The sequence below is a fragment of the Catenulispora sp. MAP12-49 genome (genome assembly GCF_041262705.1).
In the GTDB taxonomy this organism is placed as follows: Bacteria; Actinomycetota; Actinomycetes; order Streptomycetales; family Catenulisporaceae; genus Catenulispora.
In genome coordinates, this window is record NZ_JBGCCP010000001.1 from 634,294 (window position 1) to 648,888 (window position 14,595).

Genomic DNA, 14,595 nt, shown 5'->3' on the forward strand with positions numbered 1-14,595 from the left:
CCCGGTGTCGGTGTCAGCAGATACCTTGGCTACGTGTCTCTCGCGCTCTATCGCCGCTATCGGCCCGACACCTTCGAGGAGGTCGTCGGCCAGGAGCACGTGACGCTGCCCTTGCAGCAGGCCCTCCGGAACGGTCGGGTGAACCATGCCTACCTGTTCAGCGGGCCGCGGGGGTGCGGCAAGACCACCAGTGCGCGGATCCTGGCGCGCTGTCTGAACTGCGAGCAGGGGCCCACGCCGACGCCGTGCGGGACCTGCCGGTCGTGTGTGGAGCTGGCCAACGGCGGGTCGGGGTCGATCGACGTGATCGAGATCGACGCGGCCTCGCACGGCGGTGTCGACGACGCGCGCGATCTGCGGGAGCGGGCGTTCTTCGCGCCGGCGGCGTCCCGGTTCAAGATCTACATCATCGACGAGGCGCACATGGTGACCTCGGCGGGCTTCAACGCGCTGTTGAAGGTGGTGGAGGAGCCGCCGCCGCACCTGAAGTTCATCTTCGCCACCACCGAGCCGGAGAAGGTGATCGGGACCATCCGGTCCCGGACCCACCACTATCCGTTCCGGCTGATCGCGCCGGGGGCGCTGCGCGAGCACCTGGCCGACATCACCGCGCGCGAGGGCATCAAGGTGGAGCCGGAGGTGCTGCCGCTGGTGGTGCGGGCCGGCGCCGGCTCGGCGCGGGACGCGATGTCGGTGCTGGACCAGCTGCTGGCCGGGTCCGATGAGAACGGCGTCAGCTACGCGATGGCCACTGGCCTGCTCGGCTACACCGACGCCGCGCTGCTGGACCGGCTGATCGAGGCCTTCGCCGGGCACGACGGCGCCGGCGTGTTCGGCCTGGTCGACCAGGTGGTCGAGAGCGGCCACGACCCGCGGCGGTTCCTGACCGACCTGCTGGAGCGCTTCCGCGACCTGGTGGTCCTGAACGCGGTGGCCGATCCGGCCGCCGCCCGGGCGCTCATCGACGTGCCCGACGACCAGTTCGAGGCGATGGCGGCGCAGGCCCGGACCTTCGGCGCCGCGGAGCTCTCGCGCGCGGCCGACCTGGTGAACACCGGCCTGACCGAGATGCGCGGGGCCACCGCCCCCCGCCTGCAGCTGGAGCTGGTGTGCGCCCGGGTGCTGCTGCCCGGCGCCGACGACGCCGAGCAGGGCCTGGTCGCCCGCGTGGACCGGCTGGAGCGCCGCGGGGTGGTGATGGGTGCCGCCGCCCCCGCGCCGATGGCGCCGATGGCGCAGACGGCTCCGACGGGCGGCGGGCCGCGGGTGGTGGAGGACGAGTTCGACGAGCCGCCGGCGCGTCGGCCGGCCGGGCCGGGCAATCAGGGTCCGGGCGCCGTGGCCCATGCCGGTCCCGGTCCCGGTCCTGGTGCCGGAGCTGGAGCCGGCGCGACAGGTCCCGGCGGCGCGGACCCGCGCGGTGCCGCCGGCAGCCCGCAGCCGCCCGCGAGCGGCGGCAGCCTCGGCACGCCGCCGTGGGAGCAGGGCGGCGGCGGTGCGCAGCAGGGCGCGTCCGGGCCCGCGCCGGCAGCGACGCAGGCTTCGGCGCCGGCCCCGGCAACCGGAGGCGCGCTGGGAACCCCGCCTTGGGACCGGCAGCCCCAGGGCTCCGGAGGGCAGGCGGCTGCGGATACCGCGAGTACCGGGGCCCCGGCCGACGCCGGGCAGCAGGCGCCCGCCGCGGACGCCGCGCCGTCCTGGGCCGCCGAGGCCACATCGGTTCCGGTCCCGGCTTCGACACCGGCTTCGGCACCCACACCGTCACCGGCTCCCGCCGCGGCGGAGTCGAGCGCGCCGCCGCAGGCCGCCCCGGCGCCACAGCCGCAGGCCTCGTCGGGTGGGGCACTCGCCGGCGTCGACATCCGCCGCATGTGGCCGGACCTGGTCGAGGAGGTCAAGCGCCGGGACGGCCGGGTGAGCTGGATGCTCCTGAGCCAGAACGCGCAGGTCCTCGGCGTGGACGGCGACCGCTTGCAGGTCGCCTTCGTGAACGCCGGCGCGCGCGACCGCTTCGTGGGGCGCGGCACCTCCGACACGCTGCGCCAGGCCGTGCACGACCTGTTCGGTTTCCAGTGGCAGGTCGACGCGATCGTGGACCCGTCGCAGACCCCCGGCACGCAGATCAGCCCGGGCGTCTCCATGACCCCGCCGCCCCCGGCGCAGATGCCCGCGCCGCCGAGCTCGTATCAGCCCCCGCAGGCTCAAGCCGAGGCTCAACCCTCGCCGCCGCCACCGTCGCCGCAGCGCGAGCCCGAGCCGCCGCGCGCGGCCCCGGCGCCGCCGCGTCCGGCGCAGCAGGCGCAGGCTGCGTCCCCGGCTCCCTCGGCGCCGCCCCCGCCGCCGACCCCGGTGGTCCGGCCCGAGGACGACGTGGTCTCCGACGACGACGAGGTGCTGGCCGAGGACAACGCCTCGGCCCACGAACTCGTCGTCCGGGAACTCGGTGCGCAGCGGCTGGACGGCGAGGACTGACCGGTGCGCGCCGGGCCGCCCCGCGGACGCGGCGGCGCCGGCGCCGGCGGCGAACATCGAGCGGTGGAGATCGCGCGGCGAAGATCACCGCCGGTTCACCGAGGGTTCAGCGCGGGACCGGAACCAGGGCCGCGCGCGAACCGTTCTCCAGCGGAAGCCGGGCGTCCCACGTCATCCGGCCCGGCCAGCCGTTCTCGACCGGGACACGCGGTATTGGCCGCCTTGGTGTCGGAGCGCGTATGGTCGAGTACGACTTCACATAGCGGCGCCAACACGGCAGGAACAGGAGCACGCACAGTGGCTTTCCCCGATGCGACCGGGCCCGATGGCGGGATGCCGGACTTCGGCGGCATGGACCTGCAGGGCATGCTCGGCCAGGCCATGCAGATGCAGCAGCAGATGGTCCAGGCGCAGCAGGAGCTGGAGAACACCATCGTCTCAGGCAGTGCCGGCGGCGGCCTGGTGACCGCCAAGGTGACCGGCACCGGAGACCTGGTGGGCCTGGACATCAAGCCCGAGGCCGCCGACCCGGAGGACACAGAGACGCTGGCCGACCTGGTGATCGCCGCGGTGCGTGACGCACGCGCGGCGGCCGACAAGCTGGCCTCGGACAAGATGGGCCCGCTGGCCGGCGGCGGCATGCCGGACCTGGGCAGCCTCGGCAACCTGTTCGGCTGAGGCGGGTCGGGGATTCTGTCGTGTACGAGGGTGTGGTCCAGGACCTGATCGACGAGCTCGGCCATCTGCCCAACATCGGGCCCAAGTCCGCACAACGCATCGCCTTCCACCTGCTGCAGGCCGATCCGGCCGAGGTCCGCAGGCTCGCCGAGGTCCTGATCCGGGCCAAGGAGCAGGTGCGGTTCTGTGTGGTCTGCTTCAACGTCGCCGAGCAGCAGGAGTGCAAGATCTGCCGGGACCCCCGGCGCGACCCGGGCAGCCTGTGCGTGGTGGAGGAGTCCAAGGACGTCGTCGCCGTCGAGAAGACCCGGGAGTTCCGGGGCCGGTACCACGTGCTGGGCGGGGCCATCTCGCCGATCGACGGCGTGGGCCCGGACGACCTGCGGGTCAAGGAACTGCTCAAACGGCTGGCCGACGGTGTGATCACCGAGGTGATCCTGGCCACCGACCCGAACCTGGAGGGGGAGGCCACCGCCACGTACCTGGCGCGGCTGATCAAACCCCTGGGGCTGCGGGTGACCCGGCTGGCATCAGGCCTGCCGGTGGGCGGGGATCTGGAATACGCCGACGAGGTCACCCTCGGCCGGGCGTTCGAGGGGAGAAGGCAGCTCGATGTCTGAACCGATGACCTCCGACGATTTGTCGGACTTCGCGATCGAGATCCACGACCAGGTCACCTCCTTCCTGCTCTCGGTGCGCGCGGTGGCCCGGGGCGACGCTCCGGACAGCAGCGTGCCGATCCTGCTGTTGGAGACCTCGCAGCTGCTGCTGGCCGGCGGGCGCCTGGGCGCCATCCGGGACGTGGTGCCCGACGAGCGCTTCGAGACCGACGCCGGTCCCGACCCGGACCTGGACGAGCTGCGCGACAAGCTGAACGCGCTGCTCAAGCCGGTGAACACCTACAAGGAGGTGTTCGACCCGCTGGCCCCCAAGTCCGAGATCGAGACCCGCCGGATCTCCGACGACCTGGCCCTGGTCTGCGCCGACCTGGCGCACGGCCTGGCCCACTACAAGGCCGAGCGGGTCACCGAGGCGCTGTGGTGGTGGCAGTTCTCCTACCTGTCCAGCTGGGGCCCGGCGGCCTCGGCGGTGCAGCGGGCGCTGCTGTCGGTGGTGGCCCGCTCCCGGCTCGGCGCGACCACCGGCTGAGCCGGTCGCGTCCGTTTCCTCCAGACGTTTCCGCGACCGGCCGCCTGACCTGCGGCGGCGGCCGGTCCCACATGGTGAAAGCCCAGGGACGTCTCAGCGGTCCCGATTAGACTCGAAGGCGCCGGGCCGCCTGCGGGCGGCCCTTTGTACCGCACCGCACACCGCCTCACCTCCAGGGAGACACCGCGTGGGCCTCATCGTCCAGAAGTACGGGGGCAGCTCCGTTGCCGACGCCGAGAGCATCAAGCGTGTCGCCAAACGGATCATGGAGACGCGCCGGGCCGGCCACGAGGTGTGCGTCGTGGTCTCGGCGATGGGCGACACCACGGACGAGCTGATCGACCTGGCCAAGCAGGTCTCGCCGATCCTGGAGGGCCGCGAGTACGACATGCTGCTCACCGCCGGCGAGCGCATCTCGATGTCGCTGGTGGCCATGGCCATCAACTCCATGGGCGGCGACGCGCGCAGCTTCACCGGCTCGCAGGCCGGCGTGATCACCGACCAGTCCTTCAACAAGGCCCGCATCACCTCGGTGACCCCGGGCCGGCTGCGCACGGCGCTGGACGAGGGCGCGATCACGATCGTGGCCGGCTTCCAGGGCGTCTCGGAGACCACGAAGGACATCACCACGCTGGGCCGAGGCGGCTCGGACACCACCGCGGTCGCGCTGGCCGCGGCCCTGGGCGCCGACGTCTGCGAGATCTACACCGACGTGGACGGCGTGTTCTCCGCCGACCCGCGCCTGGTGCCCAAGGCCCGCAAGCTGAACCGGGTCGCCTATGAGGAGATGCTGGAGCTCGCCGCGTCCGGCGCGAAGATCCTGCACCTGCGCAGCGTGGAGTACGCGCGCCGTTTCAACGTCCCGATCCATGTCCGTTCGTCGTTCTCCCAGCATGAGGGCACCTGGGTCCGCGCCAGAGAAGAAGGAGAAACCGTGGAGCAAGCCATCATCGCCGGGGTCGCGCATGACACCAGCGAGGCGAAGGTCACGGTGGTCGGCGTGCCCGACAAGCCCGGCGTGGCCGCCCAGATCTTCCGCACCATCGCCGACGCCGAGCTGAACATCGACATGGTGGTGCAGAACATCTCCGCCGCCGCGACCGGCCGCACCGACATCTCCTTCACGCTGCCGGTCGCCGACGGCCGCAGGGCGATCACCGCGCTGCAGAAGGTGCAGCCCGCGATCGCCTTCGAGTCGCTGCTGTTCGACGACCAGATCGCCAAGGTGTCGCTGGTCGGCGCGGGCATGAAGTCGCACCCCGGGGTGACCGCGGTGTTCTTCGAGGCCCTGTCCAACGTCGGCGTGAACGCCGAGATGATCTCGACCTCGGAGATCCGCATCTCCGTGGTCTGCCGCGCCGACGTCGTCAAGGACGCCGTCGCCGCGCTGCACACCGCCTTCGGCCTGGACGCCGATGGCAACGAAGCCGTGGTTTACGGAGGCACCGGCCGATGACTGGAAAGAAGCCCACCCTGGCGGTCGTGGGGGCGACCGGAGCGGTCGGCACCGTGATGCTCGACCTGCTGTCCACCCGCGAGGACGTCTGGGGCGAGATCCGTTTGATCGCCTCGGCGCGCAGCGCCGGGCGCAAGCTGGCCTGCCGCGGCGAGCAGTTGGAGGTCGTGGCGCTGTCCGAGGAGGCCTTCGAGGGCGTCGACGTGGCGATGTTCGACGTGCCCGACGAGGTCTCGGCGCAGTGGGCGCCGATCGCCGCAGGCCTTGGGGCGGTGGCCGTGGACAACTCCGGCGCGTTCCGGATGGACCCGGAGGTGCCGCTGGTGGTGCCGGAGGTCAACGCCTCCGCCGCGCGCAACCGGCCCAAGGGCATCATCGCCAACCCGAACTGCACGACGCTGTCGATGATCGTGGTGCTCGGCGCCCTGCACCAGCGCTACGGCCTGGCCTCGGTGGTGGCCGCGTCCTACCAGGCGGCCTCCGGTGCCGGCCAGCCCGGCATCGACACGCTGCGCGCGCAGATGGAGAAGGTGTCCGGCACCAACCTCGGCACCCACCCCGGCGACCTGCGCGGCGTGGTCGGCGACCTGGGCCCGTTCCCGGCGCCGCTGGCGCTGAACGTGGTGCCGTGGGCCGGCTCGCTGAAGGAGGACGGCTGGTCCTCCGAGGAGCTGAAGATCCGCAACGAGTCGCGCAAGATCCTGGGCCTGCCGGACCTGCGGGTGTCGGCGACCTGTGTGCGCGTCCCGGTGGTCACCACGCACTCGGTGTCCGTGCACGCCAGCTTCGAGGACGAGGTCACCGTGGCCGGCGCGCACGAGATACTGCGGGCCGCCCCGGGCGTCGTCGTGCTCGACGACCCGGCGGCCGGGGAGTTCCCGACCCCGGCGGACGTGGTCGGCACCGACCCGACGTGGGTGGGGCGCATCCGGCGTTCGCTGGACGACCCGAAGTCGCTGGAGCTGTTCGTCTGCGGCGACAACCTGCGCAAGGGCGCTGCGCTGAACACCGCGCAGATCGCCGAGGTGGTGGCTGCGGAGCTGTCCGGGAAGGTCTAAGGGTTCTTATTGCCCGGCCCATTCGGGTAGGAATATAGGCATGTGCCTGTCAGAACACCCCCGTAGGCGGTACAACTTTACGGGGGTGTTCCGTGTCTAACCATCGTGACCGCTGGAGTGTTGACGTCCGCGATGCCCACGGGTGGGGCAGTGGTGACGTCTGACCGAGAAGCCGGCGACGTCACCGTCGACCTGCTCACGCAGACGTACCGCGACCACTACGGCTCCCTGCTGAAGCTGGCCGCCCTTCTGCTGGACGACCTGGCCTCCTGCGAGGACGTGGTCCAGGAGGCGTTCATCCGGGTGCACAGCGCGCGCACGCGGGTGCGGGACTCCGAGAAGGTGCTGGCCTATCTGCGCCAGACCGTGGTGAACCTCTCGCGCTCGGCGCTGCGCCGGCGGCTGATCGGCATGCGCCTGGCGCCCAAGCCGATGCCGGACATGGCCAGCGCCGAGGAGGGCGCCTACGAACTGCTGGAGAAGGACGCCCTGATCCAGGCCCTGCGGGGCATCCAGCGGCGCCAGCGCGAGGTGCTGGTGCTCCGCTACTTCTCGGACCTGACCGAGGCGCAGGTGGCGGATCTGCTCGGGATCTCGATCGGGTCGGTCAAGGCTTATGGGTCTCGGGGGATCGAGGCCCTTCGGGTACGGATGGAGGCGTTCCGGTGAGCGGGCCCGACCACGGGGATTCCGGGGTGCCGGACGACGACATCGACGGTTCCTACAGTTCCGACGGCTTCGACGACGTCGGCAGCGCTCTGCGCGAGCGTTTCCAGCAGGCGGTCTCGGGCTTGGAACCGGGGCCCGGGACGCTGGACTATCTTCGGCGCGCGGTTCCGGCGCGGCGCCGCCGGCGGCACGCGGCGCTGGCCGCGACGGCCGTGTCGGTGTTCGCGGTGAGCGCCGGGGCGACGCTGGCCGCCCGCGGATCCTTCGAGTCCGGATCCTCCCAGGCCGGCGGCACCGCCGTCGGCAATCTGATGTCCACGGGGACGAACGACGCGCCGGGCGGCGGTTCCGGCCACGGTCCCTCGTCCCCCGGCGGCCCGGACCGGACCACCGACGGAGCGGTCGGCACCGAGGCGCCGTCCTCGGCGGGCTCGGCGCCGGGAAGCGCGAAGCCGCCGCAGTCCGCGACCGCGCCATCGGCCCCGGTGTCCGGGAGCCCGTTGGTCGCGCTGTGTCAGAACTCTTCGGTGACCGCGCTGGTCGCCACCGCGAACGGCACGAGCGCGGGGGTCACCTACGAGACCTTCGAGGGGACCGCGAAGGCGGCCTGCACACTGCAGGGACTGCCGGGTCTGACCGTGACCGGCTCCGGCGGCACACCGGTGAAGATCTCGGTGTCCGCGGCGGATCTGAGCGTCGCGCCGCTGCTGCCGAGTGTCCCGGCCGGCCAGGCGCTGGTGCTGCAGCCCGGCGAGCGGTTCGAGTTCCAGCTCGCCTGGGTCCCCTGGACCTGCCCGACGAATCCCCCGCCGACGGTCCCGCCGACGTCCGTGCCGTCCACGGCCGGAAGCCCGACGCAGAGCGCGGCCCTGTCCTCGGCCGGACCGACGCCGAGCGGGCCGAGTTCGCCGCCGTCGAGCCCGACGACGCCGTCCGGGCCGCCGTCGTCGTCCGCGCCGGGCTCGGCGCTGTATTCGGTGGTCTATGCGGTGTCCGGGTCGCAGCCGGCGCAGAGCGTGAGTTTCCGGGCCGAGTGCGGGGCCGCGGTCTACGTCACGAACTACTTCGCGGTGTCGGGGCAGCGGCAGGTGGGACAGCCGACGTCGGGCTCCGATTCGGCGCACTGAGCGCGCGCTATGCGATTGCTGCTAAGCGTTGTCCGCCTATAGCGCGCTCAGGTAGACCCAGTTCCCGTCCTCGCGGACGAAGGTGCTGTTCTCCCGCATGGAGCCGGTGCGGCCGGATTCCGTGTAGTGCGCGATGAATTCGACGGTGCCGTCGGTGTGGAACGCCGTGCCGCCGGTGGTGCCGAGGATCTCCAGGCCGGTCCAGCGGAGCTTCGGCTCGAAGTCGAGTGTCGTGGGGCGCGTCGAGGGGTGGTGGGTCTTCAACAAGTACGCGCCGTCCTGTACAGCGAAGGCGCTATAGCGGGAGCGCATGAGCTGTTCCGCTGTCGTGGCGGTCGCGTGTCCAGAGTGCAGTGGGCCACAACAGTCGGCGTACGGCTTCCCTGTACCGCAGGGACACATAGCGGGAATCGCTTTAGCGTTTCCGCCCCGACGTTCTTTACGCGGCACTAGGCGCCTGCTTACGGATTTCGAGATGGTCCAGGAGTTCCTGGGTCGCCGCCGCGATGGCGTCCACGGCCTGCTCGAAGGCCTCGGTGTTGGTCTTGCTCGGCGCGCGGAAACCGCTGATCTTGCGGACGTACTGGAGCGCTGCGGCGCGGACGTCCTCGGCGGTGGGGTCGGCCACGTAGGGCTCGCGGAGGGTCTTGATGCTTCGGCACATGCCTTCAGGCTAATCCCGGGCGCCGACGAGATGCGGACGTTCCAGGCTTTGCTGGTGCGCGACGTGCCAGGCGGTGTGCGCGGCGTCGAAGAACTGATCGGTCTCCCGGGCCGAGTCGACCGAAGCGCATACGGTCGCCGCGATGGCGATCCCCACTAGGACCGCGAGTACGCGGCGGCGCGGAGGCGGCGGCGCCATCAGCGCGCGGACGCGTTTGCCCACATGCGCCTGCGCCATCGCCGGGACGGTGCGGGGGAGGTTCGACAGGGCGGCCCGGCCGAGCGCCCGCGCCAGGATCTCGCGGTCGCCGACCGCGATCGCGGCGTCCTCGTCGGCCCACCGCTCGGTGGCTTCGGTGACCGCGTCCGGCAGCCGCCACAGCAACGGGTTCGCGACCGCGGCGAGGTTGGTCAGGAGCAGGTACAGGTGGTGCCGGCGGCACAGGTGGGCCTGCTCATGGGCGAACATCGCGCGGCGCTGGTCCTCGTCGAGGGTGCGCAGCAGCGAGTCGGTGGCGACGATGCGGGTCGGGATCGCGGCGTGGCCTGGCAGCGACGGGATCCCGGGTACGGCGAAGGCCTGGGCGCGGGGGTCCTCGATCACCGCGATGCTCGCCGGGTGGGCCGAGAAGGCCTTGGCCAGACGGTACGTGCGGGCCGACTCGCGCCACAGGCGGATGGCGCCGCGGACCGCGAAGGGGACCAGGGCCAGGAGCGCGGCGCCCGCGGCAGCGCCGGCCAGCGGGCTCACCGGGCCGTGCACGAGGACCGCGTCCGAGAGCCGGCCCTCGGCGGCGAACTCCGGAATCCGCAGCAGGGCGACGCTGGTCAGCAGGGCCAGCGAGGCCACCGAGGTGAGAGCGGAGACCAGCGCCGCGGCGGTGAGCAGCACGGTGGCCACCGCCGGCGGCAGGCGGCGCCCCAGGGCCGGGCCTGCGGCGCCGAGCGCGAGCGCGGCCAGCAGCGGGAGGTAGACGTTGACGTTCATGGCTAGTCGCCCAGCAGCTCGCGGATCATCGCCGCGTCGTCCGGGGAGATCTCGCCGAGGAACTTCGACAGCACGGCCGGGCGGTCGCTGCTGCCCTCCAGCGCGGCGCGCATGGCCTCCGCAGCGAGGTCGGCCTGCTCCACGACCGGGGTATAGGCGTAGGCCTTCCCCTCGCGGACGCGGGTGAGCATCTTCTTCTCGTGCAGGCGGTCCAGGATCGTCTTCACAGTGGTGTAGGCCAGACCGCCGCCCACCTGCTCCTGCACCGCGGCCGGGGTGAGCGGGCGGCCCGCCGCCCAGAGCGCGGCCAGCACTTCCTGCTCCAGCGCTCCGGAGGGTCTGCGTCCGGTGGCCATCAGGGGGTCTCCTCACACGTCCGGTTCCGCGGGCGCGGTGTCGTCCGCATCGATGCTACAGCTTGTAGTAGATTGCGGGACGGGAACGCTTCGTTCACCCGGCGTTCACCAGTTTTGCCTGCACAGCCCATGGACCGCATCCCCCGATCGTAGGAGTATCCGCGATGCCGAAGGTACGCCACTGGCTGGCGATCCCGCTGGCCCTGTTCGCCGCGGCCCTGGCGCTGGGGCTGACCGCCGCGCACACCTCGCTGACGCGGAGCACCGAGCTGGACTGGAACTCGCATATCCAGCAGCTGCGGACCGGCTGGCTCAACCGCGTGCTGCTGGACCTGGCGAACCTCGCCTCGCCGGTCGGGGGACTGGTGATCACCGTGCTCATCGCGCTGTTCTTCCTGTGGCGCCGCAACCCGGTGCAGGCCACCGCCACGTTCCTGGTGATCGCGGTGGGCTGGAACAGCTCGGAGATCGCGAAGATCATCGTGGCCCGGCACCGGCCGCCGACGGTCTACTCGCTGGCCCCGGAGACCGGCTCGAACTCGTTCCCGTCGGGGCACACGGCGTTCGCCTTCTCGCTGGCCGTCGCGCTGTGCCTGCTGGCCGCGCGGACCCGCTGGTTCGGGCTCGCGGTGGCGCTCGGCACCGCCTGGACGCTGCTGATCGGCTTCGACCGCCTGTACATCGGCGCGCACTACCCGTTCGACGTGCTGGGCTCGGTACTGGTCAGCACCGCGGCGATCGTCTTCCTGACCGGTCTGTGGCACGGCTGGATCGCGCCGAACCTGTACCGGGTGCCGCTGCTGGACAAGTTCGGTCCGGTCCCGGGGCCTGAGGCCGCCCCGGAGACCGTTTCCGTCACGGGCTACTGACCCGTGGCTTTCCGTCGAAATCCATCGAAATCCGTCAGAAGCCAGCCGACTCGCCCGGCTTGAGCAGCCGCAGCTTCTCCTCCAGGCCGGCGGCCGCGAACGCCTGCCGAAGCTGCTCGCCGCCCTCGCTGAAGTGCGCCCACTGCTCGAAGTGCAGCGGGACCACGGCGCCGGCCCGCAGGATCCCTGCGGCCTCGGCGGCCTCGGCGCTGGTCAGCGTCAGGTAGGCGTAGTCCAGCAGCGGGGTGCGGGCCCCGCCGGCGAACAGCAGCGCCATGTCGACCGGGGCGTAGCGGTCGGCGATCTCGCGGACCAGGTCCAGCGAGGCGTTGTCGCCGCTGATGTAGACCGTCGGCAGGTCCTCGCCGGTCAGGACGAAGCCGGTGACCTCGCCGACCACCGGCTCGCTGCCCTCCGGACCGTGCAGCGCCGGGACCCCGGTGACCAGGGCGGTGCCGCCGCCGGGGCGGTCGAACTCCTGGCTGACCCAGTTCGGCAGGCCCAGCACCGCGCCGCCCAGGCGCTCCTCGGCCGAGCGGGTGCTCAGAACCAGGCGGGCGGTGTCGACGTAGTCCCGCCCGCCGTCGTCGAGGTTGTCAGGGTGCTGGTCGTGGGACAGCAGCACCACGTCCACGGCGCCGACCTCGTCGGCGGTCAGGGCCGGGCCCGCGGTCTTGGTCAGGACCCGCTCGCCGACCGGGTGATCGCCGGGTGGGTCGAAGGTCGGATCCACGAGGATCGTGACGCCGCCGTAGTCGAGCAGGGCCGAGGGACCGCCGAGGTAACGGACCGTGAAGGTCTCCGGATTCGCCATGGATCAACACTACGGCCGCCCTCGCCGGCGCGGACATGGCAGCGGCGTCGATCGTCGTGCTTTGCGATCGACGCCGCGTCCAACGTGACGGCCTTGCGGTAGGGAGCCTGGACCCCCGGGTCGCTTACGCCAGCGCGGACTTCACCGCGGCGGCGACCCGGCCGCCTTCGGCGCGTCCGGCGATCTTCGGGTTCAGCGCCTTCATCACCAGGCCCATGCCCTTGGGGCCCTCGGCGCCGGTCTCGGCGATGGCCTGGGCGACCAGCGCGGCCAGCTCCTCGTCGCTCAGCTGGGCGGGCAGGTAGCGGGCCAGGACCTCGCCCTCGGCCTTCTCCCGAGCGGCCTGCTCGGGGCGGCCGCCGTTCTCGAACGCCTCGGCGGCCTCGCGGCGCTTCTTCGCCTCCCGCGTGAGCACCTGGACGACCTCGGCGTCGGACAGCTCGCGCGCCGCCTTGCCGGCCACCTCCTCGGTGCCGATGGCGGTCAGGGCCATCCGCAGGGTGGCGGTCACCAACTCGTCGCGGCCCTTCATGGCGGCGGTGAGATCGGTGCGGAGCGTTTCCTTGAGCGCGGTCATGATCATCCCTTCTGAATGCACCCCAGTCTGTCACCAACTCCCCCGGTCCGGCCGCGAGATTTCGCCGGATGCCGATAATGGAATCCATGCGGAAGCTCGTGACGGTCCCCCTGTCCCTCGCCGGCGCGGCAGCGGCCGGGCTCGCCTATGCGCACAAGGTCGAGCCCAACCTGTTCCGGCTGCGCCGGTACGAGGTCCCGGTGCTCCCGCGCGGGGTGCGCCCGTTCCGGATCCTGCAGGTCTCGGACATCCACATGATCCCCGAGCAGTACCGCAAGGTCCGCTGGCTGCGCTCGCTGGCCGCCCTGGAGCCGGACTTCGTGGTCAACACCGGCGACAACCTGTCCCATCCCGAGGGCATCGGCTCGGTGCTGGACGCCCTGGAGCCGCTGATGGAGCTGCCCGGCGCCTTCGTCATGGGCTCCAACGACTACCTGGCGGCCAAGCCCCTGAACCCGACGAAGTACCTGCGTGGCGGCGACCCGAGCAAGCGCACCCGCGGCCAGGGTCCGACGAACGACTGGCAGAAGCTGCGCGACGGCTTCGGCAAGGCCGGCTGGCTGGACCTGACCAACCGCACCGACCGCCTCACCCTGCCCGGCGCCGCCGGCCCCGTGGTCGGCCTGGTGGGCGTCGACGACCCGCACATCCGCCGCGACGACTACGCCGGCGCCGCCGCGGAGCTGACCGCCGAGGAGGGCACCGCCTCCGGCACCCACAGCGGCACCCACAGCGCCGCCCGCACCCTGCCCGGCACCGACCTGACCATCGGCGTCGTCCACGCCCCCTACCGCCGCGTCCTGGACGCCATGTCCGCCGACGGCCTGCCGCTGATCCTGGCCGGCCACACCCACGGCGGCCAGCTCCGCGTCCCCCTCTACGGCGCCCTGGTGACCAACTGCGACCTCGACCGCCGCCGCGCCTCCGGCCTGTCCACCTACGGCGAGTCGCACCTGCACGTCTCAGCCGGCTGCGGCACCTCCCGCTTCGCCCAGGTCCGCTTCTGCTGCCCCCCCGAGGCCGCCCTGCTGACCCTCACGCCCCGATCTTGAGGCTCTGACCTGGGCGGATAAGTCGTTTTCGCTTCCGGGCCACGTTTGGGTAGACTGTCCACGCACGATCGGGGTGTGGCGCAGCTTGGTAGCGCGCTACGTTCGGGACGTAGAGGCCGCAGGTTCAAATCCTGTCACCCCGACCCAAGCAAGAGGCTCGTCTCCCTTCCGGGAGGCGGGCCTCTTGTGGTTCTGGCAGAAAGCCGGGAGGCCGTCCCCCCCCGGCGACCACCTTCGTGACGGTCAGCGTGCCACGGCGGAGGCAAGCCGCTGCCGGTGGCGGTCGGCGCGCTGCTTCAGGCGATTCGACCAGGTTCCGCGCCAAGCGTCGACCCACAGGACAGGCGCACCCGAGTGTGTTCCCGGCGGCGTCCACAGGTGGCAGTCGATCAGCACCCAGCTTCCAGCCTTGGGATGGCGGCCTTCCCACCACGTGTCCCACTGCCCGGCACCGTCGAACCAGACGATGACTTTCGTACCGCGACGCGCCTTCTGGTACACCTGCTCAACGCGGCCGAGCATGGTCTGGCTTCGTCTGCCGACGGGCGCGGGTGCCCTGGTATAGGGAGTGAGACGAGACCATTCCTCATGGGCTTTGGCATCACGGCGCCGACCGAACATGTACACCCCCACCGATCACGAGATGCTCGGACGGCATCTCGTTGAG

17 protein-coding genes and 1 tRNA gene are annotated in these 14,595 nt (G+C 71.8%); 11 read left to right on the top strand and 7 right to left on the bottom strand.

Going from position 1 to position 14,595, the window contains the following annotated elements:
• The first annotated feature begins 33 nt into the window (after window positions 1-33).
• The 8 genes from ABIA35_RS02915 (at window position 34) to ABIA35_RS02950 (ending at window position 8,609) form a co-directional block, all read left to right on the top strand.
• Window positions 34-2,472 carry a DNA polymerase III subunit gamma and tau gene (locus tag ABIA35_RS02915; protein WP_370356440.1) on the top strand — a complete coding sequence of 813 codons (2,439 nt, stop codon included), beginning with the start codon at window positions 34-36 and terminating at the stop codon, window positions 2,470-2,472.
• A 333-nt stretch (window positions 2,473-2,805) separates the two neighbouring features.
• The gene (locus tag ABIA35_RS02920) at window positions 2,806-3,150 is read left to right on the top strand and encodes a YbaB/EbfC family nucleoid-associated protein (RefSeq protein ID WP_370341230.1); all 345 of its coding nucleotides are present in this window, start codon (window positions 2,806-2,808) and stop codon (window positions 3,148-3,150) included.
• A 20-nt stretch (window positions 3,151-3,170) separates the two neighbouring features.
• On the top strand, window positions 3,171-3,770 hold the full coding sequence (recR, locus tag ABIA35_RS02925) for a recombination mediator RecR (RefSeq protein ID WP_370340985.1): 600 nt from the start codon (window positions 3,171-3,173) through the stop codon (window positions 3,768-3,770).
• Window positions 3,763-4,299 (top strand): DUF5063 domain-containing protein, encoded by a 537-nt coding sequence (locus tag ABIA35_RS02930; RefSeq protein ID WP_370340986.1) that lies wholly within the window; start codon window positions 3,763-3,765, stop codon window positions 4,297-4,299. The genes recR and ABIA35_RS02930 overlap by 8 nt, the downstream gene beginning before the upstream one ends.
• 187 nt (window positions 4,300-4,486) lie before the next feature.
• The gene (locus ABIA35_RS02935; protein WP_370340987.1) at window positions 4,487-5,755 is read left to right on the top strand and encodes an aspartate kinase; all 1,269 of its coding nucleotides are present in this window, start codon (window positions 4,487-4,489) and stop codon (window positions 5,753-5,755) included.
• A complete protein-coding gene (locus tag ABIA35_RS02940; RefSeq protein ID WP_370340988.1) occupies window positions 5,752-6,813 on the top strand; it encodes an aspartate-semialdehyde dehydrogenase in 1,062 nt (353 codons plus the stop codon). The genes ABIA35_RS02935 and ABIA35_RS02940 overlap by 4 nt, the downstream gene beginning before the upstream one ends.
• Before the next feature lie 132 nt (window positions 6,814-6,945).
• The gene (locus tag ABIA35_RS02945) at window positions 6,946-7,482 is read left to right on the top strand and encodes a SigE family RNA polymerase sigma factor (protein WP_370340989.1); all 537 of its coding nucleotides are present in this window, start codon (window positions 6,946-6,948) and stop codon (window positions 7,480-7,482) included.
• The gene (locus ABIA35_RS02950; RefSeq protein WP_370356442.1) at window positions 7,479-8,609 is read left to right on the top strand and encodes a hypothetical protein; all 1,131 of its coding nucleotides are present in this window, start codon (window positions 7,479-7,481) and stop codon (window positions 8,607-8,609) included. The genes ABIA35_RS02945 and ABIA35_RS02950 overlap by 4 nt, the downstream gene beginning before the upstream one ends.
• 36 nt (window positions 8,610-8,645) lie before the next feature.
• Here the strand turns inward: ABIA35_RS02950 and ABIA35_RS02955 are convergent, their stop codons facing one another.
• From ABIA35_RS02955 to ABIA35_RS02970, 4 genes are read right to left on the bottom strand one after another with little or no spacing between them, the layout of a single operon-like run.
• The gene (locus ABIA35_RS02955; RefSeq protein WP_370356444.1) at window positions 8,646-9,011 is read right to left on the bottom strand and encodes a YchJ family protein; all 366 of its coding nucleotides are present in this window, start codon (window positions 9,009-9,011) and stop codon (window positions 8,646-8,648) included.
• 37 nt (window positions 9,012-9,048) lie between these two features.
• Window positions 9,049-9,273, bottom strand: a complete 225-nt coding sequence (locus ABIA35_RS02960) for a DUF2277 domain-containing protein (RefSeq protein WP_370340993.1) — start codon at window positions 9,271-9,273, stop codon at window positions 9,049-9,051.
• Window positions 9,274-9,282: 9 nt separating this feature from the next.
• Complete coding sequence (locus ABIA35_RS02965) at window positions 9,283-10,260, bottom strand: M56 family metallopeptidase (protein WP_370340994.1); 978 nt, start codon at window positions 10,258-10,260, stop codon at window positions 9,283-9,285.
• Window positions 10,261-10,262: 2 nt separating this feature from the next.
• Complete coding sequence (locus ABIA35_RS02970; protein ID WP_370340995.1) at window positions 10,263-10,616, bottom strand: BlaI/MecI/CopY family transcriptional regulator; 354 nt, start codon at window positions 10,614-10,616, stop codon at window positions 10,263-10,265.
• A 164-nt stretch (window positions 10,617-10,780) separates the two neighbouring features.
• Here ABIA35_RS02970 and ABIA35_RS02975 point away from each other — a divergent pair, with 164 nt between their 5' ends.
• A complete protein-coding gene (locus ABIA35_RS02975) occupies window positions 10,781-11,485 on the top strand; it encodes a phosphatase PAP2 family protein (RefSeq protein WP_370340996.1) in 705 nt (234 codons plus the stop codon).
• Window positions 11,486-11,519: 34 nt separating this feature from the next.
• On the opposite strand, the gene ABIA35_RS02980 is transcribed toward ABIA35_RS02975, so the two are convergent.
• Together ABIA35_RS02980 and ABIA35_RS02985 are read right to left on the bottom strand one after the other, a co-directional pair.
• Window positions 11,520-12,299, bottom strand: coding sequence for an MBL fold metallo-hydrolase (locus tag ABIA35_RS02980; RefSeq protein WP_370356446.1), 780 nt, complete (start codon window positions 12,297-12,299; stop codon window positions 11,520-11,522).
• A 124-nt stretch (window positions 12,300-12,423) separates the two neighbouring features.
• Complete coding sequence (locus ABIA35_RS02985; protein WP_370340998.1) at window positions 12,424-12,876, bottom strand: GatB/YqeY domain-containing protein; 453 nt, start codon at window positions 12,874-12,876, stop codon at window positions 12,424-12,426.
• Window positions 12,877-12,962: 86 nt separating this feature from the next.
• On the opposite strand from ABIA35_RS02985, the gene ABIA35_RS02990 reads away from it, so the two are divergent.
• On the top strand, window positions 12,963-13,928 hold the full coding sequence (locus ABIA35_RS02990; protein WP_370356447.1) for a metallophosphoesterase: 966 nt from the start codon (window positions 12,963-12,965) through the stop codon (window positions 13,926-13,928).
• A gap of 69 nt (window positions 13,929-13,997) precedes the next feature.
• Window positions 13,998-14,071: transfer RNA gene (locus ABIA35_RS02995), tRNA-Pro, on the top strand.
• 100 nt (window positions 14,072-14,171) lie between these two features.
• On the opposite strand, the gene ABIA35_RS03000 is transcribed toward ABIA35_RS02995, so the two are convergent.
• Complete coding sequence (locus ABIA35_RS03000) at window positions 14,172-14,450, bottom strand: hypothetical protein (protein WP_370341000.1); 279 nt, start codon at window positions 14,448-14,450, stop codon at window positions 14,172-14,174.
• Window positions 14,451-14,595: the final 145 nt, after the last annotated feature.

Bases quoted from the DNA above. Each gene is read 5' to 3' on its own strand.
- ABIA35_RS02965 (WP_370340994.1), bottom strand. From the start codon at position 10,260: ATGAACGTCAACGTCTACCTCCCGCTGCTGGCCGCGCTCGCGCTCGGC.
- ABIA35_RS02945 (WP_370340989.1), top strand. From the start codon at position 6,946: ATGCCCACGGGTGGGGCAGTGGTGACGTCTGACCGAGAAGCCGGCGAC.
- ABIA35_RS02955 (WP_370356444.1), bottom strand. From the start codon at position 9,011: ATGTGTCCCTGCGGTACAGGGAAGCCGTACGCCGACTGTTGTGGCCCA.
- ABIA35_RS02970 (WP_370340995.1), bottom strand. From the start codon at position 10,616: ATGGCCACCGGACGCAGACCCTCCGGAGCGCTGGAGCAGGAAGTGCTG.
- ABIA35_RS02990 (WP_370356447.1), top strand. From the start codon at position 12,963: ATGCGGAAGCTCGTGACGGTCCCCCTGTCCCTCGCCGGCGCGGCAGCG.
- ABIA35_RS02975 (WP_370340996.1), top strand. From the start codon at position 10,781: ATGCCGAAGGTACGCCACTGGCTGGCGATCCCGCTGGCCCTGTTCGCC.
- ABIA35_RS02930 (WP_370340986.1), top strand. From the start codon at position 3,763: ATGTCTGAACCGATGACCTCCGACGATTTGTCGGACTTCGCGATCGAG.
- ABIA35_RS02920 (WP_370341230.1), top strand. From the start codon at position 2,806: ATGCCGGACTTCGGCGGCATGGACCTGCAGGGCATGCTCGGCCAGGCC.
- ABIA35_RS02985 (WP_370340998.1), bottom strand. From the start codon at position 12,876: ATGACCGCGCTCAAGGAAACGCTCCGCACCGATCTCACCGCCGCCATG.
- ABIA35_RS02940 (WP_370340988.1), top strand. From the start codon at position 5,752: ATGACTGGAAAGAAGCCCACCCTGGCGGTCGTGGGGGCGACCGGAGCG.
- ABIA35_RS03000 (WP_370341000.1), bottom strand. From the start codon at position 14,450: ATGCTCGGCCGCGTTGAGCAGGTGTACCAGAAGGCGCGTCGCGGTACG.
- ABIA35_RS02960 (WP_370340993.1), bottom strand. From the start codon at position 9,273: ATGTGCCGAAGCATCAAGACCCTCCGCGAGCCCTACGTGGCCGACCCC.
- ABIA35_RS02980 (WP_370356446.1), bottom strand. From the start codon at position 12,299: ATGGCGAATCCGGAGACCTTCACGGTCCGTTACCTCGGCGGTCCCTCG.